The 26070-nt window shown below is 58.1% G+C and carries 19 protein-coding genes and 2 tRNA genes; 12 read left to right on the top strand and 9 right to left on the bottom strand.

Annotated elements, in window-relative coordinates:
• Positions 1 to 104 precede the first annotated feature (104 nt).
• From D882_RS0126685 to D882_RS0126645, 9 genes are all read left to right on the top strand, one after another.
• A tRNA-Leu gene (locus D882_RS0126685) sits at positions 105 to 189 on the top strand.
• 77 nt (positions 190 to 266) lie between these two features.
• Positions 267 to 342, top strand: a tRNA-His gene (locus D882_RS0126680).
• 395 nt (positions 343 to 737) lie between these two features.
• Complete coding sequence (gene tig / locus D882_RS0126675; protein WP_027926071.1) at positions 738 to 2048, top strand: trigger factor; 1311 nt, start codon at positions 738 to 740, stop codon at positions 2046 to 2048.
• A 93-nt stretch (positions 2049 to 2141) separates the two neighbouring features.
• The gene (gene clpP, locus D882_RS0126670) at positions 2142 to 2777 is read left to right on the top strand and encodes an ATP-dependent Clp endopeptidase proteolytic subunit ClpP (protein ID WP_027926070.1); all 636 of its coding nucleotides are present in this window, start codon (positions 2142 to 2144) and stop codon (positions 2775 to 2777) included.
• 112 nt (positions 2778 to 2889) lie between these two features.
• Positions 2890 to 4173 carry an ATP-dependent Clp protease ATP-binding subunit ClpX gene (gene clpX / locus D882_RS0126665; RefSeq protein ID WP_007946893.1) on the top strand — a complete coding sequence of 428 codons (1284 nt, stop codon included), beginning with the start codon at positions 2890 to 2892 and terminating at the stop codon, positions 4171 to 4173.
• Between the two features lie 161 nt (positions 4174 to 4334).
• Positions 4335 to 6731 carry an endopeptidase La gene (gene lon, locus D882_RS0126660; RefSeq protein ID WP_027926069.1) on the top strand — a complete coding sequence of 799 codons (2397 nt, stop codon included), beginning with the start codon at positions 4335 to 4337 and terminating at the stop codon, positions 6729 to 6731.
• Between the two features lie 149 nt (positions 6732 to 6880).
• Positions 6881 to 7153 carry an HU family DNA-binding protein gene (locus D882_RS0126655; protein ID WP_027926068.1) on the top strand — a complete coding sequence of 91 codons (273 nt, stop codon included), beginning with the start codon at positions 6881 to 6883 and terminating at the stop codon, positions 7151 to 7153.
• A gap of 233 nt (positions 7154 to 7386) precedes the next feature.
• Positions 7387 to 9258 (top strand): SurA N-terminal domain-containing protein, encoded by a 1872-nt coding sequence (locus D882_RS0126650; protein ID WP_027926067.1) that lies wholly within the window; start codon positions 7387 to 7389, stop codon positions 9256 to 9258.
• Between the two features lie 229 nt (positions 9259 to 9487).
• The gene (locus D882_RS0126645; protein ID WP_027926066.1) at positions 9488 to 10327 is read left to right on the top strand and encodes a DUF2242 domain-containing protein; all 840 of its coding nucleotides are present in this window, start codon (positions 9488 to 9490) and stop codon (positions 10325 to 10327) included.
• 343 nt (positions 10328 to 10670) lie between these two features.
• Here the strand turns inward: D882_RS0126645 and D882_RS0126635 are convergent, their stop codons facing one another.
• A complete protein-coding gene (locus D882_RS0126635; RefSeq protein ID WP_027926065.1) occupies positions 10671 to 11711 on the bottom strand; it encodes an AraC family transcriptional regulator in 1041 nt (346 codons plus the stop codon).
• Positions 11712 to 11714: 3 nt separating this feature from the next.
• A complete protein-coding gene (locus D882_RS0126630; RefSeq protein WP_027926064.1) occupies positions 11715 to 12845 on the bottom strand; it encodes a carbon-nitrogen hydrolase family protein in 1131 nt (376 codons plus the stop codon).
• A 542-nt stretch (positions 12846 to 13387) separates the two neighbouring features.
• Between D882_RS0126630 and D882_RS0126625 the strand changes: the two genes are divergently transcribed.
• The gene (locus D882_RS0126625; RefSeq protein WP_027926063.1) at positions 13388 to 14740 is read left to right on the top strand and encodes an MFS transporter; all 1353 of its coding nucleotides are present in this window, start codon (positions 13388 to 13390) and stop codon (positions 14738 to 14740) included.
• A 110-nt stretch (positions 14741 to 14850) separates the two neighbouring features.
• Here D882_RS0126625 and D882_RS0126620 read toward each other — a convergent pair whose 3' ends face one another.
• Positions 14851 to 15879, bottom strand: coding sequence for an aldose epimerase family protein (locus D882_RS0126620; RefSeq protein ID WP_218186586.1), 1029 nt, complete (start codon positions 15877 to 15879; stop codon positions 14851 to 14853).
• A gap of 204 nt (positions 15880 to 16083) precedes the next feature.
• On the opposite strand from D882_RS0126620, the gene D882_RS0126615 reads away from it, so the two are divergent.
• On the top strand, positions 16084 to 17121 hold the full coding sequence (locus tag D882_RS0126615; protein ID WP_081744018.1) for a LacI family DNA-binding transcriptional regulator: 1038 nt from the start codon (positions 16084 to 16086) through the stop codon (positions 17119 to 17121).
• Positions 17122 to 17230: 109 nt separating this feature from the next.
• On the opposite strand, the gene D882_RS0126610 is transcribed toward D882_RS0126615, so the two are convergent.
• From D882_RS0126610 to xylE, 6 genes are all read right to left on the bottom strand, one after another.
• Complete coding sequence (locus D882_RS0126610) at positions 17231 to 18814, bottom strand: aldehyde dehydrogenase (NADP(+)) (RefSeq protein ID WP_027926060.1); 1584 nt, start codon at positions 18812 to 18814, stop codon at positions 17231 to 17233.
• A 24-nt stretch (positions 18815 to 18838) separates the two neighbouring features.
• Entirely contained in the window at positions 18839 to 20056 is a 1218-nt protein-coding gene (locus D882_RS0126605; protein WP_027926059.1) for a fumarylacetoacetate hydrolase family protein, read from the bottom strand.
• 30 nt (positions 20057 to 20086) lie between these two features.
• Positions 20087 to 21868 (bottom strand): IlvD/Edd family dehydratase, encoded by a 1782-nt coding sequence (locus D882_RS0126600; RefSeq protein WP_027926058.1) that lies wholly within the window; start codon positions 21866 to 21868, stop codon positions 20087 to 20089.
• Between the two features lie 132 nt (positions 21869 to 22000).
• Positions 22001 to 22882, bottom strand: coding sequence for an SMP-30/gluconolactonase/LRE family protein (locus D882_RS0126595; protein ID WP_027926057.1), 882 nt, complete (start codon positions 22880 to 22882; stop codon positions 22001 to 22003).
• Positions 22883 to 22884: 2 nt separating this feature from the next.
• Positions 22885 to 23655, bottom strand: coding sequence for an SDR family NAD(P)-dependent oxidoreductase (locus D882_RS0126590; protein WP_027926056.1), 771 nt, complete (start codon positions 23653 to 23655; stop codon positions 22885 to 22887).
• A 53-nt stretch (positions 23656 to 23708) separates the two neighbouring features.
• Positions 23709 to 25352 carry a D-xylose transporter XylE gene (xylE, locus tag D882_RS01000000131455; RefSeq protein WP_218186585.1) on the bottom strand — a complete coding sequence of 548 codons (1644 nt, stop codon included), beginning with the start codon at positions 25350 to 25352 and terminating at the stop codon, positions 23709 to 23711.
• A gap of 232 nt (positions 25353 to 25584) precedes the next feature.
• Here xylE and D882_RS0126580 point away from each other — a divergent pair.
• Positions 25585 to 26070: carbohydrate porin (locus tag D882_RS0126580; RefSeq protein ID WP_027926055.1), on the top strand; the 486-nt coding region annotated here is incomplete at its 3' end.

Raw genomic sequence — 26070 nt, 5'->3', positions numbered from 1 at the left:
GATTGTGACTCCCGTTGTCGAGGGTTCGATCCCCTTCGTCCACCCCATATTTCGAAAGGCGCCAGATTAACAGTCTGGCGCCTTTGCTTTAACAGCTTCAACCCGCGGATGTGGTGGAATTGGTAGACACACTGGATTTAGGTTCCAGCGCCGCGAGGCGTAAGAGTTCGAGTCTCTTCATCCGCACCAAATAAAGCTTCATTCATGCCGATTGGCTTGGTTGGGGTCAGCAGGGAAGTTGTTTTACTTCTTTGTCACGCAATATGGTGGGCGTAGCTCAGTTGGTAGAGCACGGGATTGTGACTCCCGTTGTCGAGGGTTCGATCCCCTTCGTCCACCCCATATTTCGAAAGGCGCCAGATTTAACAGTCTGGCGCCTTTTTTGTTTTGGCGGGTTCAGCGACTGCAGGTTCTGAGTCGCAGGGGCAGGGCGTTTCGTCGTATTTGTGTTGCTCGATGATGCCGCGCTGCTCGCCGGCCTTGTTCGCAAGATCGGCTGTCAGGGAGATGATTGGCAACCTCTTCTATATATAGGAGGGTTGGCGCAGGGCCCTGGCGTGATCGGTTGTGTTTGCCATTGGAGCGAGGTGCATTCGTGCATTCGCACCTATAAATTGCCTGCTGCGTTTTTACCCGTTTTCAGTAGGGTGACTTCTTGAGTTTGACCCACTAGAATGCATGCCCTTGATTCTGGGGTCGGAAACGGCCGGCTAACGTCTGTGCAACGAGGAATATCCATGCAAGTTTCTGTTGAAAATACTTCTGCTCTTGAGCGCCGCATGAGCATCACCGTGCCGGCTGAGCGCATCGAGACTCAGGTCAACAAGCGTCTGCAGCAGACTGCCCAAAAGGCCAAGATTGCTGGCTTCCGTCCAGGCAAAGTGCCAATGAGCGAAATCAAGCGCCGTTTCGGTGCTGATGCGCGTCAAGAAGCCGTGGGCGATGTGATCCAGTCTTCTTTCTACGAAGCTGTTGTTGAGCAAAAGCTGAACCCGGCTGGCGCACCTTCGATCGAGCCTAAGTCGATCGAAGCGGGCAAGGACCTGGAATACGTCGCTATTTTCGAAGTGTTCCCTGAGTTCACCGTTGCCGGTTTCGAAGGTATCACCGTAGAGCGCCTGAGCGCTGACGTGGCTGATGCCGATCTGGACAAAATGCTGGACATCCTGCGCAAGCAGAACACCCGTTTCGAAGTGGCCGATCGCGCTGCCCAGAACGAAGACCAGCTGAACATCGATTTCGTCGGCAAGGTTGACGGTGAAGTGTTCGCTGGCGGTTCCGCCAAAGGCACTCAGCTGGTGCTGGGTTCCGGCCGCATGATCCCTGGCTTCGAAGACGGTCTGGTTGGCGCTAAAGCTGGCGAAGAGCGTGTTCTGAACCTGACTTTCCCAGCTGACTACCAGAACCTGGATCTGGCTGGTAAAACTGCCGAGTTCACCGTCACCGTGAACACTGTTTCCGAGCCAAAACTGCCAGAGCTGAACGAAGAATTCTTCGCTCAATTCGGCATCAAGGAAACTGGCCTCGATGGCTTCCGCACCGAAGTTCGCAAGAACATGGAGCGCGAACTGCGTCAGGCGATCAAATCCAAGGTCAAGAATCAGGTAATGGATGGTCTGCTGACCACCAACCCGATCGAAGTGCCTAAGGCTCTGCTGTCCAACGAAGTTGACCGTCTGCGCGTGCAGGCTGTTCAGCAGTTCGGCGGCAATATCAAGCCTGACCAACTGCCGGCCGAGCTGTTCGAAGAACAAGCCAAGCGCCGCGTTGTACTGGGTCTGATCGTGGCTGAAGTGGTCAAGCAATTCGACCTCAAGCCTGACGAAACCCGCGTTCGCGAAATGATTCAGGAAATGGCCTCGGCCTACCAAGAGCCTGAGCAGGTTGTGTCCTGGTACTACAAGAACGACCAGCAACTGAACGAAGTTCGTTCGGTTGTGCTGGAAGAACAAGTTGTGGATACTGTTCTGCAGAAAGCTAGCGTGACCGACAAATCGGTCTCTTACGAAGAAGCAGTCAAGCCGGTAGAAGCTCCACAAGCCGACTGATCGTTTTTGCGGTAAGAAGCACACACCATAAGCCAGCCTTCGTGCTGGCTTATGCGTATTCAAGACATAACTATTTGGGAGTGACTGCAGAGCATGTTCCGTAATTCGTATATTCAGCAGAACTCTGATATCCAGGCCGCAGGCGGCCTGGTCCCGATGGTTGTCGAGCAGTCTGCTCGTGGCGAGCGCGCCTATGACATCTACTCGCGCCTTCTCAAGGAACGAGTGATCTTTCTGGTTGGTCCGGTAGAGGACTACATGGCCAACCTGATCTGTGCGCAATTGCTGTTCCTTGAAGCGGAAAACCCGGACAAGGACATCCATCTCTACATCAACTCGCCGGGCGGTTCGGTGACTGCGGGCATGTCGATCTACGACACCATGCAGTTCATCAAGCCAAACGTGTCGACCACCTGTATCGGTCAAGCGTGCAGCATGGGCGCGTTCCTGTTGACGGCCGGTGCGCAGGGCAAGCGTTACTGCCTGCCGAACTCGCGTGTGATGATTCACCAGCCACTGGGCGGTTTCCAGGGCCAGGCTTCGGATATTGAAATCCATGCCAAGGAAATCCTCTTCATTCGCGAGCGTCTCAACACGCTGATGGCCAAGCATAGCGGGCGCACTCTTGAAGAAATCGAGCGCGACACCAACCGCGATAATTTCATGAGTGCAGAAGCTGCGCGTGATTACGGGTTGATCGATGAAGTGATCAGCCAGCGCCCCGCTTAAAATAAGCAGCTCAAAATAAGGTTGGTCGGCAGGTCCGACCACCTGCGGGCTTGAAAAAGCCCGCAATAGCCTTCATCTTGTGTTGCAAGCCTATCGGATTTGGATCGAACGAATGACTGACACCCGCAACGGCGAGGACAACGGCAAGCTGCTCTATTGCTCCTTCTGTGGCAAAAGCCAGCATGAAGTACGCAAGTTGATTGCCGGCCCCTCGGTCTTTATCTGCGACGAGTGCGTCGACCTGTGCAATGACATCATCCGAGAGGAGGTGCAGGAAGCCCAGGCCGAAAGCAGCGCGCATAAATTGCCTTCGCCTAAAGAAATCAGCGGCATCCTTGATCAGTACGTGATTGGTCAGGAGCGTGCGAAAAAGGTTCTGGCCGTAGCGGTGTACAACCACTACAAACGCCTGAATCAGCGTGACAAAAAGAATGACGACGTCGAACTCGGCAAGAGCAACATCTTGCTGATCGGCCCGACAGGCTCGGGTAAAACCCTGCTTGCCGAAACACTGGCTCGTTTGCTGAACGTTCCGTTCACCATTGCCGACGCAACCACCCTCACCGAGGCGGGTTACGTGGGTGAAGATGTCGAGAACATCATTCAGAAGCTGCTGCAGAAGTGCGATTACGACGTAGAAAAAGCCCAGATGGGCATTGTCTACATCGACGAAATCGACAAGATTTCGCGCAAGTCTGACAACCCGTCGATCACCCGGGACGTTTCCGGTGAAGGCGTGCAGCAGGCCCTGCTCAAGTTGATCGAAGGCACGGTCGCTTCCGTTCCACCTCAAGGTGGTCGCAAGCATCCGCAGCAGGAATTCCTTCAGGTCGACACCCGTAACATCCTGTTCATCTGCGGTGGTGCGTTCTCCGGTCTGGAAAAGGTTATTCAAAACCGTTCCACCAAGGGCGGCATCGGTTTCAACGCGGAAGTGCGCAGCAAGGAAGAAGGCAAGAAAGTCGGTGAGTCCCTGCGTGAAGTCGAGCCTGACGATCTGGTCAAGTTCGGTCTGATCCCGGAATTCGTCGGTCGTCTGCCGGTACTTGCCACGCTGGACGAGCTTGATGAGGCTGCGCTGATGCAGATTCTCACCGAGCCGAAAAATGCGCTGACCAAGCAATATGCCAAGTTGTTCGAGATGGAAGGCGTGGACCTGGAATTCCGGGCCGACGCACTGAAATCGGTCGCCAAACGTGCCCTGGAACGCAAGACCGGTGCCCGTGGACTGCGCTCGATTCTCGAAGGTGTATTGCTCGACACTATGTATGAAATCCCCTCGCAGTCCGAGGTGAGCAAAGTAGTGATCGACGAAAGCGTTATAGAAGGCAAGTCCAAGCCACTGTATATCTACGAAAACAGTGAGCCTGCTGCCAAGGCCGCGCCAGACGCTTAAGCGTCACGCAGCGGGTACAAAGAAGGGGCCTTCGGGCCCCTTTGCTTTTACTGCGTTTTATCACTGTCTTTGCGCTTGTTTTTTTTGAAGGCAGCCCCCATCTTGGTTTCAAGCTTACTTCCATCTGTTTCCGGCCTTATGGCCGCCGTAGAGGCGAAATCATGAAGACAACCATCGAATTGCCTCTCCTGCCATTGCGTGATGTTGTGGTTTATCCGCACATGGTTATCCCGCTGTTCGTGGGGCGCGAGAAATCCATCGAAGCCCTCGAGGCCGCGATGACGGGCGACAAGCAGATCCTTCTGCTGGCTCAGAGAAACCCTGCTGACGATGATCCCGGTGAAGATGCACTTTATCGCGTAGGTACGATTGCGACCGTTCTGCAGCTGCTCAAGCTGCCTGACGGCACTGTAAAGGTTCTGGTCGAAGGCGAGCAGCGGGGCGCCGTGGAGCGCTTCAGCGAAGTGGACGGCCACTGCCGTGCCGAAGTCTCGTTGATCGATGAAGTCGACGCGCCAGAGCGCGAGTCGGAAGTGTTTGTGCGCAGCCTGCTGGCTCAGTTCGAACAATATGTGCAGTTGGGCAAGAAAGTCCCCGCTGAAGTCCTGTCGTCGCTCAACAGCATCGACGAGCCAGGCCGCCTGGTCGACACCATGGCCGCGCACATGGCCCTGAAGATCGAACAGAAGCAGGAAATCCTCGAAATCATCGATTTGTCGGCCCGGGTCGAGCACGTTCTGGCGTTGCTGGATGCCGAGATCGATCTGCTGCAAGTCGAAAAACGCATTCGCGGTCGCGTCAAGAAACAAATGGAGCGCAGCCAGCGCGAGTACTACCTGAATGAGCAGATGAAGGCCATTCAGAAAGAGCTCGGCGACAGCGACGAAGGCCACAACGAAATCGAAGAGCTGAAAAAGCGCATCGATGCTGCCGGCCTGCCGAAAGATGCCTTGGCCAAGGCCCAGGGTGAGCTGAACAAGCTGAAACAAATGTCGCCAATGTCCGCAGAAGCGACCGTGGTGCGTTCGTACATCGACTGGCTGGTTCAGGTGCCTTGGAAGGCTCAGAGCAAAGTGCGCCTGGACCTTGCGCGCGCTGAAGACATTCTCGATGCAGACCACTACGGTCTGGAAGAAGTCAAAGAGCGGATCCTCGAATACCTCGCCGTGCAAAAGCGCGTGAAGAAAATTCGTGGCCCGGTGTTGTGCCTGGTAGGTCCTCCTGGCGTGGGTAAAACCTCGCTGGCGGAGTCGATTGCCCACGCCACCAACCGCAAATTCGTGCGCATGGCCCTCGGTGGCGTGCGTGACGAAGCCGAAATCCGTGGGCATCGCCGTACTTATATCGGTTCGATGCCAGGAAGATTGATTCAAAAGATGACAAAGGTGGGCGTTCGCAACCCGCTGTTCCTGCTCGATGAAATCGACAAAATGGGCAGCGACATGCGTGGCGATCCGGCGTCGGCGTTGCTGGAAGTGCTCGATCCCGAGCAGAACCACAACTTCAACGATCACTACCTGGAAGTCGACTACGACCTGTCCGATGTGATGTTCCTGTGCACCTCGAACTCCATGAACATTCCGCCAGCCTTGCTGGACCGGATGGAAGTGATTCGCCTGCCGGGCTACACCGAAGACGAGAAAATCAACATCGCCGTGAAATACCTCTCGCCGAAGCAGATCACTGCCAACGGCCTGAAGAAAGGCGAGCTGGAGTTCGACGCCGAAGCGATCCGCGACATCATCCGCTACTACACCCGCGAAGCCGGTGTGCGTGGGCTGGAGCGCCAGATTGCCAAGGTCTGCCGCAAGGCGGTCAAAGAACATGCGATGGAAAAACGCTTCTCGGTGAAAGTGACTGCCGAGATGCTCGAACACTTCCTGGGTGTGCGTAAATTCCGCTACGGCCTGGCCGAATCGCAGGACCAGATTGGTCAGGTGACCGGGTTGGCGTGGACGCAAGTGGGCGGCGAACTGCTGACCATCGAAGCCGCGGTCGTTCCGGGCAAGGGCCAGTTGATCAAGACCGGTTCCCTGGGTGATGTGATGGTCGAATCGATCACCGCAGCACTGACCGTGGTCCGCAGCCGTGCGAAGAGCCTGGGGATTCCCCTCGACTTCCACGAGAAGCGCGACACGCATATCCACATGCCGGAAGGGGCGACCCCTAAGGACGGCCCTAGCGCCGGTGTGGGCATGTGCACGGCCCTGGTGTCGGCACTGACCGGGATTCCGGTGCGCGCAGATGTTGCGATGACGGGTGAAATCACCTTGCGCGGCCAGGTGCTCGCAATTGGCGGCTTGAAGGAAAAACTGCTCGCTGCTCACCGTGGCGGGATCAAGACAGTGATCATTCCTGAAGAGAACGTACGCGATCTGAAGGAAATTCCTGACAATATCAAGCAAGATCTGCAGATTAAACCGGTTAAATGGATTGACGAGGTCCTGCAAATTGCGCTGCAATACGCGCCGGAGCCGCTGCCTGATGTGGCTCCAGAGATCGTTGCAAAGGATGAAAAACGCGAGTCTGACTCTAAGGAAAGAATTAGCACGCATTAGTACGCATTTGGCCGGGTGGCTTCCTTGACAGCTTTTTAGAGCCCTTGTTATAAAGCGGCTCTTAAGTGTCTGTAGGCCATTCAGCACTCGTTTTTGTTTTCACCAAAAAAACTTAGAATCATACTCAAATAGATATAAGGGGACTTAGAGTGAACAAGTCGGAACTGATTGATGCTATCGCCGTATCTGCGGACATCTCCAAAGCCAGCGCTGGTAAAGCCCTGGATGCAGTAATCGAATCCGTCACTGGCGCTCTCAAGGCTGGCGACTCCGTTGTTCTGGTTGGTTTCGGTACTTTCTCCGTCACTGATCGTCCAGCTCGCATCGGTCGTAACCCACAGACCGGTAAGACTCTGGAAATCGCAGCAGCCAAAAAACCAGGTTTCAAAGCCGGTAAAGCACTGAAAGAAGCTGTCAACTAAGTTCGATTCAGGTTTTTGCCTATCCGGGTCGGGGTCATGCCTGACCTGGCAGCGGAGCGGTAGTCCAGTCGGCAAGTTGCCGGTCCGAGACGCCGAGGGTCGCATGTTCGAACCCTCGGTCCGCTCCGCCAGTTACGAGAAGGCGCATCCCCGGATGCGCCTTTCTTCTATCCGGATTCTACCCACGCTCCACGGTTGCCTAATTTTGAAGTTCAACCGTTTCTGGGGGACGCATGCTGCAGAATATCAGGGACAATTCACAAGGCTGGATTGCCAAGACCATTATCGGGGTCATCGTTGCACTGATGGCTTTGACCGGTTTCGATGCCATTTTCAAGGCCACGACGCACAGCAATGATGCGGCCAAGGTCAATGGCGAAGAAATCAGCCAGAACGAGCTGAGCCAGGCGGTTGATATGCAACGCCGTCAGCTCATGCAACAGCTGGGCAAGGATTTCGATGCTTCCTTGCTCGATGAAAAAATGCTGCGCGAATCGGCCCTCAAAGGCTTGATCGATCGCAAATTGCTGCTGCAAGGCGCACAGAACTCGAAGTTCGCTTTCTCCGAAGCTGCCCTGGACCAAGTGATCCTGCAGACGCCTGAATTCCAGGTCGACGGCAAGTTCAGCCCGGAGCGTTTCGACCAGGTGATCCGTCAGCTCGGCTACAGCCGTATGCAGTTCCGCCAGATGCTGGCTCAGGAAATGCTGATCGGTCAGCTGCGCGCTGGCCTGGCCGGTAGCGGTTTTGTCACTGACGCTCAGGTACTGGCCTTCGCCCGTCTGGAAAAACAGACCCGCGATTTCGCTTCCCTGAACGTCAAGGCTGACCCGGCGGCTGTGAAGCTGACCGACGAAGAAGTCAAAGCCTACTACGACGAACACGCCAAGGAGTTCATGACGCCGGATCAGGTGGTCATCGACTACCTGGAATTGAAGAAGGCTTCCTTCTTTGATCAGGTCGCCGTGAAGGACGAAGACCTGCAAGCGGCGTATCAGAAAGAAACCGCGAACCTGTCTGAACAGCGTCGGGCTGCGCACATTCTGATCGAAGTGAACGACAAAGTGACCGAGGCGCAAGCCAAGGCCAAGATCGAAGACGTGCAGGCACGCCTGGCTAAAGGCGAGAAATTCGAGGCCCTGGCCAAAGAGTTCTCCCAGGACCCGGGTTCGGCCAACAATGGCGGTGACCTCGGTTACGCAGGCCCGGGCGTCTACGACCCGGCTTTTGAAAAAGCCCTGTATTCGCTGGCCAAGGATCAAGTTTCCGAGCCGGTTCGTACCGACTTCGGTTTCCACCTGATCAAGCTGTTGGGTGTGGAAGCACCTGAAGTGCCGACGTTTGCCAGCCTGAAAGACAAGCTGACCCGCGAACTGAAAACCCAGCAAGTCGAGCAGCGTTTCGTCGAGGCGACCAAGCAACTGGAAGACGCCTCGTTCGAAGCGTCCGATCTGGCCCAGCCGGCGCAAGACCTGAAACTGACCATCCACACCTCCAAGCCATTTGGTCGTGAAGGCGGTGAGGGCATTGCGGCCAACCGTGCAGTAGTAACCGCTGCGTTCAGTCCTGAAGTGCTGGATGAGGGTGCCAACAGCACCGCCATCGAACTCGATCCGGAAACCGTGATCGTGTTGCGCGCCAAGGAACACCTGAAACCCGCACAGCTGCCGCTGGAAGCCGTTAACACGGCCATCCGCACGCAATTGGCCAAGGAGCACGCCAGCTCTGCCGCCAAGACCAAGGCTGAACAGCTGATTGCCAGCCTGCGCGACGGCAAGACCCCGCTGGACAAGGCGATCGACGGCCAGAGCTGGAAAGTGACCGAAGCGGCTACCCGCGCTCAGGAAGGGGTTGACCCAACTGTGTTGCAGGCGCTGTTCCGGATGCCCAAGCCTGCCGCCAAGGACAAGCCGACCTTCAGCAACGTGACCCTGGCCGATGGTAGCCTGGTGATCGTGCGTCTGAACAACGTGAACGAAGCGGCCGCGCCGACCGAAGAAGAGAAGGCTCAATATCGCCGCTTCCTCGCCTCGCGCATTGGCCAGCAAGACTTCGCGGCTTACCGCAAGCAGCTGGAAAGCGAAGCGGACATCAAGCGTTATTGATGACTGATTAAGCGTCTCGCTACACAAAGACCCCGGCCGAAAGGCCGGGGTTTTTTATGCCTAAAGGGAAACTTAAACGGTTACCCGTCGCCGGAAGCGGGTGTGGAGCGACCTTTTCCCGTCATTGGGAGTCTTTACACTTGTATCTGTTTTAAGACACTAATCGATGCTCCGCTAAGCATCGATCTGTTGCACAATACGCCCCGGACCGTTTTCCTCAGGATGTTCAATGTTTAAATCAATTCCCATGCGTCTCGTCGGGTTGGCACTGGTGCTCGCTGCTGCTGCCGGCTGCTCCTCCAAGAAAGCCGCGATTTATGAGCATGAGAACTTCGCTGACTCCGGCACCTTTTCGCGCAACTACCCCGTAAGCGATGCGCAGACCTGCGAAGCCGCACGTCGTGCCTTGCTCAGCCAGGGTTACATCATCACCAGCAGCGATCCCAAGCTGATCAGCGGGCACAAGAGTTTCCAGCAGACCGGCGACACGCACATGGAGATCAGCTTCAGTGTGGTCTGCGCCGATGACGGCAGCGAAGGGCACCACGCGACCATGTTCGCCAACGCCTTGCAGGATCGCTATGCGCTGAAGAAAACCAACAACTCCGCCAGCCTGGGTGTCGGTGTGTTGGGCTCGGTGTCGATGCCGATCGGCTCGTCCGACGACTCGATGGTCAAGGTCGCCAGCGAAACCGTTTCGTCAGCCAAGTTCTACGAGCGTTTTTTCACCCTGGTCGAATTGTTCCTGCCTCCGGAAGCGAAGAAAGCCGCACACATCGTCGAGAAGCCAAAGACTGACCTGGGCGTGCCTGAGGCCAAAGCGGCGCCTGCAGCGTTGGCGCCAACGCCTGCGGAACCGACGCCAGCACCCGCACCCGCACCGGCTGCTGAGCCTGCACCGGTTCCTGCGGCCTCTGAACCGGTTGCTCCGCCGGCCGAGACAGCACCGATTACCCCAGCACAAAACGGTGAACCGGCACCGACCGCAGAAGCGGTCACGCCACCACCACAGTCGGACCTGCCGCCACCTAGCGAGCCGATTCCGGCCATGCCCATCTCTGGTCAGTAAGCGTTTATCCATGGGGTCGGGTCAGACGACACCGATCCTGTAGGCGCTTAACGTTGATCTGCGTCAGTCAGGCTGCAGTCCTACAGCCTGTGTCGAAAAAATCCTGTGATAAATTCCTGACCGACTGCTACGTTTTATTAAGTAGCCGCTGAGCGGTGCGCCCGCGTCATTTTTCTTTCACGGGGGCACTTTATGCTCAAGGCGCTGGTCATTTATTCAGGCATTTTTTTAACGAGCGCTGGGGGATTCAAAAATGGACGATTATCAAGAAGAACTGCTCGAGTACCAGGCGTTTGAACTGGACCCGCTAGAACCCGCCGAAGACGCTACAGAGCTGTAAGCGTCAAGCGGATTGGCGATGGCTGCGGCGAAACTCGCCGGGTGTCTGGCCGTTCCAGCGCTTGAAGGCCCGTTGGAAGGCTTCCGCTGAAGCGAAACCCAGCAGGTAGGCGATTTCTCCGAACGCCAGTTCGGTATCGCGGATGTAGGTCATGGCCAGGTCGCGACGGGTGTCGTTGAGAATCGCACGAAATTGCGTGCCCTCTTCGGCCAGTTTGCGGCGCAAGGTCCAGGTGGGCAGCTTCAGGCGTGCCGCCACTTCTTCCAGGTCGGGTTCCCGGCCACCATTGAGCAACGGCCCCAGTAACTGAGTGATGCGTTCACGCAGGCTACGGGTGCGCGTCAGCTGCTCCAGTTCCCGTTCACAGAGTTGCAGCAAATGCCGCCAGGTGCTCGGACAGTGTTCCGGGTTGCGTTGGGCGAGGCTGGCCAGGCTCAGGCGCAGTTGATTGTGCTCGGCAGCAAACTGGATCGGGCAATCGCCCAGCAGGGCATAGGCCTCGCGGTATTCCGGCGCGTCGAATTCGATTTCGATGCGCTCTGCGCGCAGCGGGGCAGGGCTGATGCTGGACAACTGGTGCAACCAGCCGGCGATGATCGAATCCACCACAAAGCGGTTGTAGGCGTTGTAGGGGCTGATGGAATAGAAGCGCAGCCATGCGCCCTGAGCGTCTTCATGAAAGCTCGACTGACCGCGATAGTTGGAGCCGTACAAGGCTTCGAAACGAATCAGGCAGCGTGCGGCCTCTCGAACCGTCGGCGCCTGCGCGGCCGTGACGCCAGCGAGGCCGGCCTGGCTCAGGCGACTGAGCTGGCCCATGCGCAAACCCAGCGCGGGATCGTCCGTCAGTTGAATAGCCCCATGGCCCAAACGCATATAGCGTGGGATCGACAGCCGGGCACCGGGCTCCGCCAACCGGGCCGCGTCCAGCCCGTATTGGTCGAGCAGCGGCTGCGGGTCTACTCCGTGGCTGTGTACGGCATCGGCCAGGCTATGGACGAAACCCACCGATAAATCCCCGAGGCGCATCGGTAGCGGTTTCATGGGTCACAACCAGAGGTTCAGCAACCGCGCGCCGCGGGCATTGCCGTCGGCGAACTGTTGACCGTTGTTGCTGAGAAAACTTTGCCCGGCGCTGCCCTTGTCCCAGAACTGCCCACGCAGGAACACGCTCATGCCGGCAATGGCCCGGCTCGCGGGCGGTTGGGCGGTGAGGGTCAGGCGATGCCAGGCCTGACCTTCGCTCAGTTCGCCGGGCTTGAGGCTGACGGAGGCGGGTGTCGGCAATCCGCGGTAACCGCGCCACGGTTTATCCCAGGTGTCACGGCCGATGACGTACGCCGGAACGGCGACCAGTTGCACGCCCTGATCATCGAGTTTGCGGTAATTGTCCGGGTACCAACTGTCGCTGCCGATCAACACGCCCAGGCGTCCGGCCGGCGTATCGATGACGGTGAGAGCCTGTTGTTCATTGGCCTTGATGTCCTCAGGTTCCTCGAACACCGGGTGCATCTGGCGTTGAGGCTGGCCGATCGGCAGGCCATCACGACCAAAGATCACACTGCTGTTGTACAGCGCACCGCGGCCGATTTTCAGCGTGCCGTCTATCACGCTGGGTTCCGGCAGCACGATGGTGCCTGCCACCAGCGTCACATGAAACTCCTTCGCCAACCCGCCGAACAGAGCCTGATAATTCTTGGCCATGCCTTTGGCTTTCATCCGCAAATGGGCATCGTCGACCCGGCTGTCGCCCTTGGCGCTGATCAGTGCACGAACGAATTGCAACGGATTGCTCGCCGCCAGCCAGTTCATCGCTTCCTGGAGCGTCGTCGCCTGGTACAGCTCATCTTTCTCGCCGCTGACCATCAGCCAGGTGCCGACATGTTCGGGCAGCACGACGATGGTCTTGTCGTTCAGCAGGCCCTGATCCTGGGCCTTCTGCAAATACGCCGCGAGTTTGCGGTGCAGGCGCTCGGGGCTTTGATAGTCGGTCGGGAACAGTTCGGGCTGGATGCCCAACAAGTTGCCGCGATCGGCGGGCGTGCCTTGATCGATGGCCAGGTTGATACGCAAGTCCGACAGGTAATGGCCCACCGGACGATCCGCGGCCCACATCGCGTAAGTGGTAAGGGCGGCAATGATCGCCATGGAAAAGGTCAGGTACAGAAGTTTGCGCATGGGGAAGCAGTCAACGGCCGTGTGCAGGCATGGATTTTCAGTATGTTTAGAATCGCAGGGTATGGCAAATCAATGGGTTGGAGAAAAAATTTCCATCCCTTGTGCGTTTTTTTCATGCTGATGAAATCGACGTGGGTCTCGATTTCTTGAAGTGAGGCTCAATGCACGCTTTGCAGGTGTGCTTTAAAAACCTGATACGTGAATTTGAGGGGGCGTGGTTGGCACATTCCTGAGTGCAATTGAATCGCTATTTTCCGCCTTGGATTATCTGGGACCGGGTTGTAATCGGCTGGTCAAGATTCCTGCCGCAACAACACGCTGTGCGTGAAGCGGATGCCTACCCGTAGGCAAACCGCCCAAAAATATTGAAGCGAACCTGTTTGCATTGCTCGGAGCTGACCTGTTAAATTAAAAATGTTACCGGTAACAGGTCGCTTGCAGATTTTACCTCCCGTACGGATTTATCAAGATCAGTTCGTGAGACAGAGGATCGCAAGCCAAAACAAAAATAAACGGCATGACGACATGCCTGGGGTCAAACCATGGAATCAGTATCTCAACGTCCTCTTACAGGAGAGGGCGCGGCGGAGCTTACCTTTGAGGATCGTACCTATCGAAAGGTGATTCTGCGTATTCTGCCGATCCTGCTGTTTTGCTACATGGCGGCGTACCTGGATCGCGTCAATATTGGCTTCGCCAAGCTCGATATGCTCAACGATCTGCAATTCAGCAATACGGTCTACGCCCTCGGTGCGAGTATTTTCTTCTGGGGGTATTTTCTCTTTGAAGTGCCGAGCAATCTGTTCCTGCATCGCTTTGGCGCCCGCCTCTGGATCGCGCGGATCATGCTCTCCTGGAGCATCGTCTCTATTGCCGTGGCATTTACCGTGCCTCTGGCAAAATTCTGTCACATTGAATCGACGACCATGTTCTACGTGCTGCGCTTCCTGCTCGGGATATGCGAAGCCGGTTTCTTCCCTGGCGTGATCCTTTACCTCAACTACTGGTTTCCGACCCATCGACAGAGCCGTGTCATGGCTGGTTTCCTTATGGCCATGCCGATCAGCCTGACTCTGGGCGGGATCCTTTCTGGTTGGTTGATGGGCGCCATGCAAGGTGTTAATGGCATGGCTGGCTGGCAGTGGATGCTGATCATCGAAGGCATTCCATCGCTGGTCATGGCGGTCGTGGTAGTGACGTTGCTGGTCGATAACATCGACAAAGCGAAATGGCTCAATGCCGCAGAAAAAAAACTGCTGAAAAACAACCTCAACCGGGATAACACGACCAAGGCGTCCAGCTTTCGGGATGTAATCTTCAATGGTCGGGTCTGGTTGTTGGTGTTGATCTTGCTGACGTTCAATACTGGCTTTTATGGTCTGGCGTTCTGGATGCCGACGATCATCAAGGCGACAGGTATTTCCAATACGCTGCACATCGGCTTGCTGACGGCCATTCCTTACGCCACCGCCATCGTTGCAATGACACTGAACGCCTGGCACTCCAACAAAACCGGCGAGCGCCGATTCCATGCGGCGATTCCTGCCTTTATCGGCGGGGTGGGGTTGATTTGCAGTGCCATCTTTGCCCATAACCTGCCGGTGTCTATTTTCTTCCTGAGCGTGTCCGCCTCAGGTTTGTTGAGTCTGATGCCGATTTTCTGGACGTTGCCTGGCACAGTGTTATCCGGTGTGGCAGCGGCGGCGGGTATTGGCATGATCAACGCGATCGGAAACCTGTCGGGTTTCACCGGTTCGATGATCACCGCCACAGCCGAAACCCTGACGGGCGACATGAATAATGGCACCTATGTGCTGGGGGGCTGTTTGCTGGTCAGCTGTGTGCTGATTCTGCTGATCCCCAAGGCGATGCTCACCAAAGACATCACGCCGTAGGGTGAAGGCCAACGCTGGAGCGCTCAGGATCCCGATTACGCTCATGGACGAGCGGTTCCAGGCAAGCAACCCGCTCATTGCCGCCTGCAACCTCTGCCATGGCTTTGCAGTCAGCGAGCGAAAAACTGGATTTCCATCTCGTGACAGTAGGTTTCGCCGGGCTCAAGGCGCGTTGTCGGAAAGTGGGCGAAGTTCGGTGAGTCGGGGAATTTCTGGGTTTCCAATGCAACGCCTGCGTAGCTGCAATAAGGCGTATTGCCTTTGCCAATGACTGCAGGGCCAAGGTGTCCGGCAGTGTAGATTTGTACGCCGGGTTCCGTGGATTTAAGCGTTAAGCCCCGTCCGGAGACTGTATCCCACAAACTGGCGACCGGGTGAATGGCCGGGCTGGCTCCACGCAACACCCAATTATGGTCGTAGCCCCCCTTGTGTTCCATGTCTTGCCCGATGCGCTTGGCCTCGCGGAAATCGAAAGGCGTTCCGGCAACGGCCAACACCTCACCGGTGGCCAGCAACTGCTCATCGACCGGGGTGTAGAAGTCTGCTTCCACGCTCAGCATCTGCCCGACGACGCTGCCCGAGTCATGACCCGCCATGTTCCAGTAGGAGTGATGGACCATGTTCAAAACGGTGGTTTCGTCAGTGTTGCCCTGCAGGGTAATGAGCAGGCGATTGTCGTCGGTCAGGGTGTATTTTGCCTTGAGCAACAACTCGCCCGGGAAGCCTGAATCGCCCTTTTTCGACACATGGCTGAAGGTGACGGAGTTTTCGCTTTCGTTGAATGTCGCGTCCCATATCTGTTTATCCAGGCCTTGCTCCCCGCCGTGGAGGTGGTTCGGCGGTTCATTGCAGGCCACCTCGACACGCTGGCCGTCCAGGAAAAAAAGGCCGTTCCTGATGCGGTTTGCGTAGCGGCCGCAGGTTGCGCCGAAATAGGTGTCACTTGTCTGGTACGGCTCGAGTGTATCGAAGCCCAGCACGATATCGCAGGCTTTGCCGTGTTTGTCCGGGACATGCATTTCTACCAACCGGGCCCCGAAAGTGATGAGGCGGGCCTGGCAGTGGTTGCGGTTGGTCAGCGTATAGGCCGTGACTTCTTGTTCATGATGAAAGCCAAAGGATGCTTGGGTAATTGCCACGTAGAGAGTCCTGGTTAATGGCTTGATCAATTGATGTTACCGCTAACGTTGGCGTTGTAAAGACGCTCGTCCGGCCTTCGCAAGATGCTGCGCATGTCCGGCAGGTAGACCTGCCCATGCGTATGTATAATCAGTTGCTATCAGCGTACGCAGCGGGGGTTGACCGGCTGTCGCGACCTTTTTTTCAGGGAAAACAGGACGTCAATGAGTCTCGATGAATTAGACAAAATGCCATCGCCGCCTCGTATGGCTGACGTCGCCAAGCTGGCTGGCGTTTCCAAGATGACCGTTTCTCGCGTCCTGGCCGGGCGCGATGTTTCAGAACGTACTCAAGCGCTGGTCCACGCTGCGATTGATCGCCTCGGTTATTTGCCCGATGCCTCTGCCGGCACCCTGTCTTCCGGGCGCTCGGAGTTTATCGTGGCCCTGGTGCCGTCCTTGGCGAGTTCGAACTTTGCCGATACCGTGCGAGGTCTGAACGACATCGTCAGGGAGCATGGCTTGTGTTTGCTGTTGGGGGATACCGATTACCACCTGGACCAAGAGGCGTTATTGGTACGTACGTTATTGCGCCATCGCCCGGTAGGGGTGATGTTGACCGGCAGCGCGCACCTGGACGACACCCGCAAGTTGTTGCGACAAGCCCAAGTCCCTGTAGTCGAGACCTGGGACATTCCTGAAGACCCGATTGAACAATCGGTCGGATTCAGCAACGTGGCCGCCGCGGCAGCGCTGTTCGAGCATCTGTATGACCGTGGTTATCGGCGCATTGGTTACATTGGTGGCGCATCGGGACTCGATCATCGGGGTCAGCAACGTCAGCAAGGTTATCTTCAGGCCGTCGCCGCGTTGGGCGCCGGAGAGCCACGACTGGTGGAGTATGGCGAGTCACCGATTACCATGAGTCATGGCGGTGAATCGGTGAAGCGCCTGCTGGAAAAATGGCCGGACACCGATGCGGTGATGTGCGTCAGTGATCTGTCAGCATTCGGCGCCATCATGGAGTGTCATCGGATGGGCCTGAGTGTACCCGGTGATATTGCGGTAGCCGGTTTTGGTGACTTTGAGGTGTCGCGTTACTGCACGCCAACCATCACCACGGTCTCGGTTGATCCCTATGGGATTGGTAGACGCGCAGGTCAGTTGCTGTTGAACAGCGCGGCGGCTCAACGCCACGGATTACCACGCCCGCGAGAGTGCGATGTGGTGGAGTTCAAAGTACTGGCGCGGGAAAGTACCTGAAAAATCCTTGAGCGGGCGTGATCCGAGCGTCCATGACGAAGCAAAAAAGAGCCCCGGGTTTGAGGAAACCAGGGGCTCTTTTTTTATGGCTGCCCGGTGGGCGGATTCGTCAGGCCAGCGCTTCCTTGCTGTTCTGACCGTCTACCAAGCGCCAGATACCCAATGGGTTGGCGTTGCGCAGTGCCTCTGGAAGCAGTTCATCCGGGTAGTTCTGGTAGCAGACCGGCCGCAGGAAACGGTCGATGGCCAGGGTGCCGACTGACGTGCCGCGGGCATCCGAGGTGGCTGGATAGGGGCCACCGTGGACCATCGCGTCGCAGACTTCCACTCCCGTAGGGTAGCCATTGAGCAGCAACCGACCGGCGATTTGTTCCAGTTGTGCGACCAGATCCGAAGCGTCTTTAAGGTCGTCGGGGTCGGCGATCAGGGTCGCGGTGAGTTGGCCTTGCAGGGCTGCCAACGCCTGTTGCAATTGTTCACGGTCAGCCACTTCGACCACCACGCTCGCCGGACCGAATATTTCCTCTTGCAGTAATTCTTCACCCTGCAGCAGTAACTCGACGTCGGCCTGGAATAATTGCGCAAAGGCCTGGTTACCTTGTTGTAGCTGCCCCACCAGGTGGCGTACGCCAGGATGTGCCTGTAAACGCTCGACGCCCGCTGTGTAGCTTTTGAGGGTGCCGATGTTGAGCATGGTTTGTGCCGGTTGATCGGCGAGGATGCTCGAGAGCCGATCGCGGAAAGCGCTGAACTCAGGCGAGCTGATACCGATGATCAGCCCTGGATTGGTGCAGAATTGCCCGCAGCCCTGGACCACCGAGGCGGCCAGTTCGGCAGCAATCTGCGTGCCTCGCTGTTGGAGTGCCTGAGGCAACAGCACCATCGGGTTGATGCTGGACATCTCGGCGAACACCGGGATTGGCTGCTTGCGCGCAGCAGCCATGTCACACAGGGCACGGCCGCCCTTGAGCGAACCGGTGAAGCCGACCGCCTGGATCGCCGAGTGCTTGACCAGCTGCTCGCCGACACCATTGCCGTAAATCATGTTGAACACGCCGGCTGGCATCCGGGTCTTGACGGCTGCGCGCAGGATCGCGTCAGCGACTAACTCGGCCGTCGCCATGTGACCACTGTGCGCCTTGAACACGACCGGGCAGCCGGCTGCGAGAGCAGCAGCGGTATCACCGCCAGCCGTAGAAAAGGCCAGTGGAAAGTTGCTGGCACCGAACACGGCGACCGGACCAACGCCCATGCGGCACTGGCGCAGGTCGGCGCGGGGCAGCGGTTGACGCTGCGGTAGGGCCTGGTCGATGCGTGCGCCGTAGAAGTCCCCGCGGCGTAGCACTTGGGCGAACAGGCGCATCTGGCCGCTGGTGCGGCCGCGTTCGCCCTGGATACGACCGGTCGGAAGGGCGGTTTCACGGCAGACCGTGGCGATGAAATCGTCACCCAAGGCATCCAGTTCGGCGGCGATGGCTTCGAGGAATTCGGCGCGACGCGACGCGGGCAGCGCTCGGTATGCCGGATAGGCACTGGCGGCGGCCTGAGCCGCGGCGTCCACTTCTGCCTCGGTTGCTTGTAGAAAGATTGCGGGCAGCGGTTCGCCGCTCTGGGCGTCGATGCTTTGCAGACGGATATCGCCAGCGCCGCTGCGGGCACCGGCGATGTAGTTGTGGCCAAGGATTGCAGTCATAAGTCCTCCGACAGCGAATAGGGATCAGCGGGGTGTAATGGCGGCCTCTAACAGGCCACGGCCATGGAGGTTTTCGAGGAGCGAGCGATAGCCCATCTGCCAGGCGGGTGCGCGATCACTGGTCGTCACCCGATTGACCAGCGTGCCAAATTTGGCGCTGCTGATGGCAACCAGGTCGCCCTCTTTATGGGTAAATCCTCCGCCCGGTTGGTCACGGTCTTGCTTGGGAGCGAACAGGGTGCCGAGAAAAAGGACAAAGCCGTCCGGGTACTGATGGTTCTCATTGAGCGTTTGAGCGACCAGATCCAGCGGGTCGCGGCTGATCTGGTTCATCGAGCTGCTGCCATCCATGATGAAGCCGTCGTTGCCGACGACCCGCAAAGCCACCTCGGCGCGACGCACATCGTCGATGTCGAAGGTTTCATCGAACAGCCGCAGGAATGGGCCCAGAGCCGTCGACGCATTGTTATCTTTGGCCTTTGACAGCAGCAGGGCGCTGCGGCCCTCGAAGTCGCGCAGGTTGACGTCATTACCCAGGGTGGCGCCCTGTACTTTGCCGCGGCTGGAGACGACCAGCACCACTTCGGGCTCCGGATTGTTCCAACTGGATTTGGGGTGAATGCCGATGTCCGCGCCGTAACCCACCGCCGACAGGGGTTGAGCCTTGGTGAATATTTCGGCGTCGGGACCGATCCCGACTTCGAGGTACTGTGACCACATTCCCTGAGCGATCAGCACCTCCTTGAGGGTCAGCGCCTGGGGGGAACCGGGTACGATTTGCCCGAGGTCAGTGCCGATACTCTCGACCAGACTGGCACGAATACTATCTGCCTTGGCGGGGTCGCCCTTGGCCTGTTCTTCGACAACTCGCTCCAGCATGCTGGTGGCAAATGTAACGCCGGCAGCCTTCACAGCTTGCAGGTCGATGGGCGCCAGCAGCCACGGTCGGGTTTCATCGCGCACGGCGGCGTCGCTGTTGCGCAGTAGATCATCGACGCTGATCAGCGCTTGATCCAAAGGCAAATCGCGCAGATAGCTGACGGGATCGTCAAGCTCAAGCAGCGCTGAAACAGTCGCCACTCGAGCGCTGATGTCATAAACCTGACTGTCGCGGACCAAAACGACGGAGGGGCCTGCAGCGTAACCCGGGATCCAGACACGACTGATCCATGTGCCTTCGCCCAGGCCCTGAGCCAGGACATTCAAATCCGCCAAAGTAGTTGCTGTGGATGTTTGGGACATGTACGAAACCCTCTTGCGACAGCGGTTGAATTAATGGGAGTGACGCGGATTGCCGCTCCGGGCGATTACCCGCAAATGCAACGTGGCGGGCTCCAGGCAACCCCCCGTCGAGAGCTGGCCAACCAGTTGCCGATAGAGCTCTTGCCAAGGGGTTTGCGAAGCCGGGAATGAAGGTTTCAGCTCGGACTGCCGATGGGCCATCTCACTTTCGTCAACCAGCAGGTCCACTCGGCGAGTATTGAGGTCCACGCGCAGGCGGTCGTTGGTTTTCAGTAACGCCAACCCTCCGCCCACGGCAGCTTCCGGCGACATGTTCAGGATCGACGGACTGGCCGAGGTGCCGCTTTGGCGTCCATCGCCCAGGCAAGGCAGTGAATCAATGCCTCGTTTTATCAGTGCTGCCGGTGGTGCCATGTTGACCACTTCGGCGCTGCCTGGATAACCCACGGTGCCGCAGCCACGAATGACCAGGATGCAGCGCTCGTCGATTTCCAGGGAGGGGTCGTTGATCCGCGCGTGATAGTCCTCGGGGCCTTCAAAAACGATGGCCCTGGCTTCGAAGCTGTTTTCCGCGCCGGGTTCGGACAGGTAGGTCTTGCGGAAGGCTTCGCCCACCACCGACATTTTCATGATCGCGCTGTCGAAGAAGTTGCCGCTCAGGACGATGAACCCGGCTCGCTGAATCAACGGGTCTTGATAGGCGTGAATCACGTCGGTATCGCTGGCCGCCGCGTTGCTGACGATCTCGCCAATGGTCTTGCCTGAGACCGTGCCGCAGTCTTCATGCAGTCGACCGGCTTTCTGCAGTTCGTGCATGACCGCAGGGACACCGCCCGCACGGTGGAAGCCTTCGCCCAGGTATTTGCCGGCCGGCATGCAGTTGACAAGCAGTGGCACGTCTTCGCCGATGCGTTGCCAGTCTTCCAGCCCAAGATCAATGCCGGTGTGGCGGGCGATGGCGATCAGGTGTGGCGGGCAATTGGTCGAGGCGCCCAGGGCCGAGGCTACGGCAATCGCATTTTCGAACGCTTCGCGGGTCATGATCTGTGAAGGACGAATATCTTCGCGGACCATTTCAACGATGCGTTTGCCGGTGGCATAGGCCATTTGTCCGCGTTCACGATAGGCCGCTGGAATACTCGCGCAGCCGGGCAGGGACATGCCCAGCGCTTCGGCGAGGGCGTTCATCGACAACGCCGTGCCCATGGTGTTGCAGTGCCCAATCGACGGTGAGGCCGCCGTGGTCATTTCCATGAAGCCTTCATAGTCGATTTCGCCGCTGGCCAGCAGATTGCGTGCGTGCCAGAGCACGGTGCCGGAACCGATCAACTGGCCTTTATGGTGACCGTCGAGCATCGGTCCGCCCGACAGCACGATGGCGGGCAGGTCCGTTGTCGCGGCGGCCATCAGGCAGGCGGGGGTGGTTTTGTCGCAACCGGTGGTCAAGACAACGCCATCCAGTGGAAAACCATGCAGGACTTCCACCAGCCCCAGATAGGCCAGATTGCGATCCAGCGCGGCCGTGGGGCGTCGGGTCTGTTCGGCCATCGGGTGAACCGGGAATTCCATGGGGATGCCGCCGGCATCACGGATACCGGCCTTGGTCCGCTGGGAGAGTTCCAGGTGGTGGCGGTTGCAGGGTGCAAGGTCGCTGCCAGTCTGGGCGATACCGATGATCGGGCGGCCCGACTGCAACTCTTCGCGTGTCATGCCGTAGTTCATGAAGCGCTCAACGTAGAGGGCGGTCATGTCGGCATGATCGGGATCGTCAAACCATTGTTGGCTGCGTAGCGGGCGTTTAACTGTGTTCATGTGGTTTCTCTTGATCAGGCGCTGGCGCCGGATTAGGGGCGGTCTTCAGGGGATCAGGGGAAGGCCTTACCCGCAAAAACAGATCTGTTATCGGTAACATTTCAAGCCGTAAACGTTCTGCAAAAAAGTCTTTCAGTTGCCCAGTACAGGTTCGGCCAGTCCTGGCACGTCAACCTGGCAGGCAAACAAACTCCCTGCGTGCGGCCAGCGTGCGGTTTGCTCCGGCGACAAGTGCTGGCGTGCCGTGGTGACATACAGCGTACGCAATTCGGCGCCGCCGAACGCCAGCATGGTCGGGTGTGGGCAGGGCAGGTCGATGCTGAACAGGTGGTGACCGTAAGCGTCGAAACAGGCGACCTGTGCCCCGCCATAGAGCGCGCACCAGTAGCGTCCCGCACTGTCCACCGCGGCACCGTCGGGAACACCCGGGAGGCCAAGGGTATCGAGATCAATCCAGGGCTCGCCCGGGCCCGGCTGGCCATTTTGCATGTCATAGGGATAGCGCCAGACTTGCCGGCGCGGTGAGTCGGCGTGGTACAGCCAGGCCCCGTCCGGACTGAAGGCCAGCCCGTTGGAAATCGCCAGCCCGCCGAGGTGGCAGTCGAGGCTGTCACCGTTCCAGCAGTAGAGTGCCGCGCTGGGCGCGGTCTCGTTGCGGTCGAGGGTGCCGACCCAAAAGCGTCCCCGGGCATCGCAGCGGCCATCGTTGAAGCGATTACCGGTGCCTTGGAGCCATTCCGGGTTGGCGGCCACCTGACGTTTATGGCCGTCGCGATCGAGTCGCCAGAGGCCACTTGCGGTGGCGGCGAGCAGGCCGTCGGCACTCAGTGCCAGACTGCCTACGGGCTCGTCCAGTTCGATGATGTGCGGTTCGACGTTGTCGCCAGGCGTCCAGCTATAGATCCGTCCGGCATGGATGTCGATCCAGTGCAGGCGATCATGACGGTGGTCCCACAATGGACATTCGCCCAGGCTCATTGTCAGGGGAACTGCGATGTTCAATGAGGCGCTCATGGTCAACCCCAGCCGCCGTCTACCGGAAATTCATGGGCCGTGAGTTGGGCACTGTCATCCGCCGCGAGGAACAGCACGGTCGGCGCCACATGCTCGGGCAACAGGCGCAACTTGAGGCACTGGTGCTCCTGGATACGCGCCTCGTCGGCCGGGGAGATCCATTTCTCCAATTGCCGTTCCGTCATGATGCACCCAGGCACCACGGTATTGACGCGGATGCCGTCAGCACCCAGGTCACGTGCCAGGCTGCGTGTCAGTCCATGCACCGCTGCCTTGGCGGAGACGTAACTGGACAAGCCGCCGAGCGCCAGTTGTACGCTGATGGAGCCGAAGTTAATGATGGAGCCGCCACCCGCGGCGATCATTTGCGGCGCTGCCGCCTGGATAGCGAAGAACAGGGGCCGCAGGTTGATCGCCATCCCATTGTCCCAATAGGCGGTATCGATCTCGCGCCAGTCGTGGCGATCGTCGCGCGCAGCATTGTTGACCAGTACGCGGACCGGCCCCAGCTCCTCGCCGGCTTCATGAATCGCCGCCTGCAGTGATGGCACGTCACGGATATCGCAGAGGCGGAACCACGGAGCACGACCGGTTTGCGCTTGGAGCTCGGCGACGAGTTGAAGGCTGGCCTCCTCGGCAATATCGATGAAAGCCACGCGTGCGCCCTGCAGGTGGAACGCGCGGGTCAGTGCCGCGCCGATGCCGCTGCCGCCACCGGTAATGAACACCGTGCGGTCGCAAAGGCTTGGGTATTGGGCATTTGCCTGGGTCATTGCATCAATCCTCAACAACAAAAAAAGCGACCCCGCAGCGCAGGGCCGGAGATTCAGACGGGTTCGGCGCTCAGTTTGGCGGCAGTGACAGTCCTGGTTTTCCAGGTGGTGCTCATTTCTTCCAGCGTCTTGTTCTTGGTTTCCGGAACCCAGCGCCAGACGAAGCCAGCGGCAAGCAACCCCATTACGCCGTACACCCAGTAAACGAAGCCATGGTTGAACATTTCATTGAGCCAGGCATTGTCGTTCATGATCGGGAAGCTCCAGGAGACCAACAGGTTCGCCAGCCATTGTACGGCGACGGCGATGGACAAGGCGCCCCGGATGCTGTTCGGGAAAATTTCCGAGAGCAGGACCCAGACCACCGGCCCCCAGGACACCGCGAAGGCGGCGACATAGCTCAGCATCAAGAGCATCGCGGTCACACCCAGGTTCTGCAGGTAGAACGATGTCCCCAGGCCCAGCATGCTGATGCCCATCACCAGCGCACCGATGATCATCAGCGGTTTACGCCCGACGCGGTCGACCAGCACGATGGCGGCAATGGTGAAGATCAGGTTGACCGCACCGACGATGATGGTCAGTTGCAGCGAGGCATCGCCCTGGCTGCCCATGTTCTTGAAGATTTCCGGCGCGTAATACAGCACCACGTTGATGCCGATGAACTGCTGGAAAATCGACAGCAGAAGGGAAATGGCAATCAGCAGACCGCCAAAGGACATCCACGGCGCGTCGGCTGCACTCTCTGCAAACGAGGCGCGAATTTCCTGAAGGATGGCTGGCGCCTTGTCCTTACCGTTGATGGCTTCCAGTACGCGCGAGGCCTGTTCGTGTTTACCGCGCATCACCAGGTAGCGAGGTGTCTCCGGGGTGCGGATCAGTAGCAGGAGGAAGACCAGGGCGGGTAGCACCTCGGAGCCAAGCATCCATCGCCAGCCTTGTTGCACCAGCCATTCCTGAGGTTCGCCGTGGGCGATGAAGTAGTTGATGAAATACACCACCAGCATGCCGAGGATGATGCAGAACTGATTACACGACACCAGACGGCCACGGATGTGGCTGGGGGCGATTTCGGCCAGGTACATCGGCGACAGCATCGAGGCGATACCGACACCGATGCCGCCGATGATGCGGTACAGGTTGAAAACGGTGATGTCCTGCAATGGCAGCGGATTGAAATATTCCGGGAGGGCCGAGCCGATGCTGGCGATGATGAACAATGCAGCCGACAGCATTAATCCGTTGCGCCGGCCAAGACGCTCACTGACCGAGCCGGCACAGAAGCCGCCGATCACGCAGCCCAGCAGGGCCGAGGAAATAGTGAATCCGGTGAGCGAGCTCGCCAGGTTCGGGGTGATCTGATCAGGCAGTGACATGACTTGGTCATGCATCAGCCAGCTGCCGAAAAAAGCCACCAGGCCTCCGACCATCAGACCGCGAGTACGGCCGTAGAGTCGGATGAGGTAGTACAGGCTGAGGCAGAAGATCAATGTTGCGCCGAGCAGCAGTGAGGTCTTGAACTCTCCGACGACGTGACGGGCCAGTTCCGTGTTCTGGAACAGAGGCTCGACGAAGTAGCTGCGTATGGGTTGAACAGCACCTGAAATCACAGCGGTGTCGTACCCAAACAGCAGGCCACCGAATGCAGCCGCAATCGTGATGAAAATCAAATATCTGGAGGTTGAGGCTCTGCTCACGGATTTCTCCCGACGCCATTCTTGTGGCCGGTTTGTAATTATTTTGGTGGGGCGACACAGCGCGGAGGATGTGGTTCGCAGAGCTAATGTTACCGATAACATTTTCATTGTCAATTACCGGCATTTGTTGCAATGTGCTCGTGCTTGGGGGGGGCCACGCCTACATCTTCAAGCGCTTCGCAAAGATGACTACGTACTAAAAAGCTAATAAAAATAAAACGAGGATGTAGGGATGAAGAAGAACAACAACGCTCAGCTTATCTGCCAGTTGTCAGCAGTTGCAGCCATGATGCTGGCCGGTAGTGTGCACGCGGCTGACGCGTTCAGCGCTGACTCCGAATGGATGACCGGTGATTGGGGTGGCGAGCGGACCAAGCTGATCGAGCAAGGCATCGACATCAAGATGGATTACGTCGGTGAAGTCGGCGGCAACCTCCACGGTGGCTACAACAATGACAAAACCGCGCGTTACGCGGACCAGTTCGGCCTGGGGGCGGCGCTGGACCTGGAAAAACTGTTTGGTTGGGATAACACCCAGGCCAAGATCCAGCTCACCAACCGTAACGGAGAGAACATCTCCAACGACCGCGTAGGCGATCCGCGTGCCGGCACCTTGAGTTCCTCGCAGGAAGTCTACGGCCGTGGCCACATGGTTCGTCTGACCCAGTTGTGGATCAAGCACCAGTTCCTCGACGGCAAACTGGACGTCAAGGCCGGT

This window comes from Pseudomonas sp. URMO17WK12:I12 (genome assembly GCF_000514395.1).
Taxonomy (GTDB): Bacteria; Pseudomonadota; Gammaproteobacteria; order Pseudomonadales; family Pseudomonadaceae; genus Aquipseudomonas; species Aquipseudomonas mucoides.
This window is presented reverse-complemented; position numbering and strand designations above follow the sequence as displayed.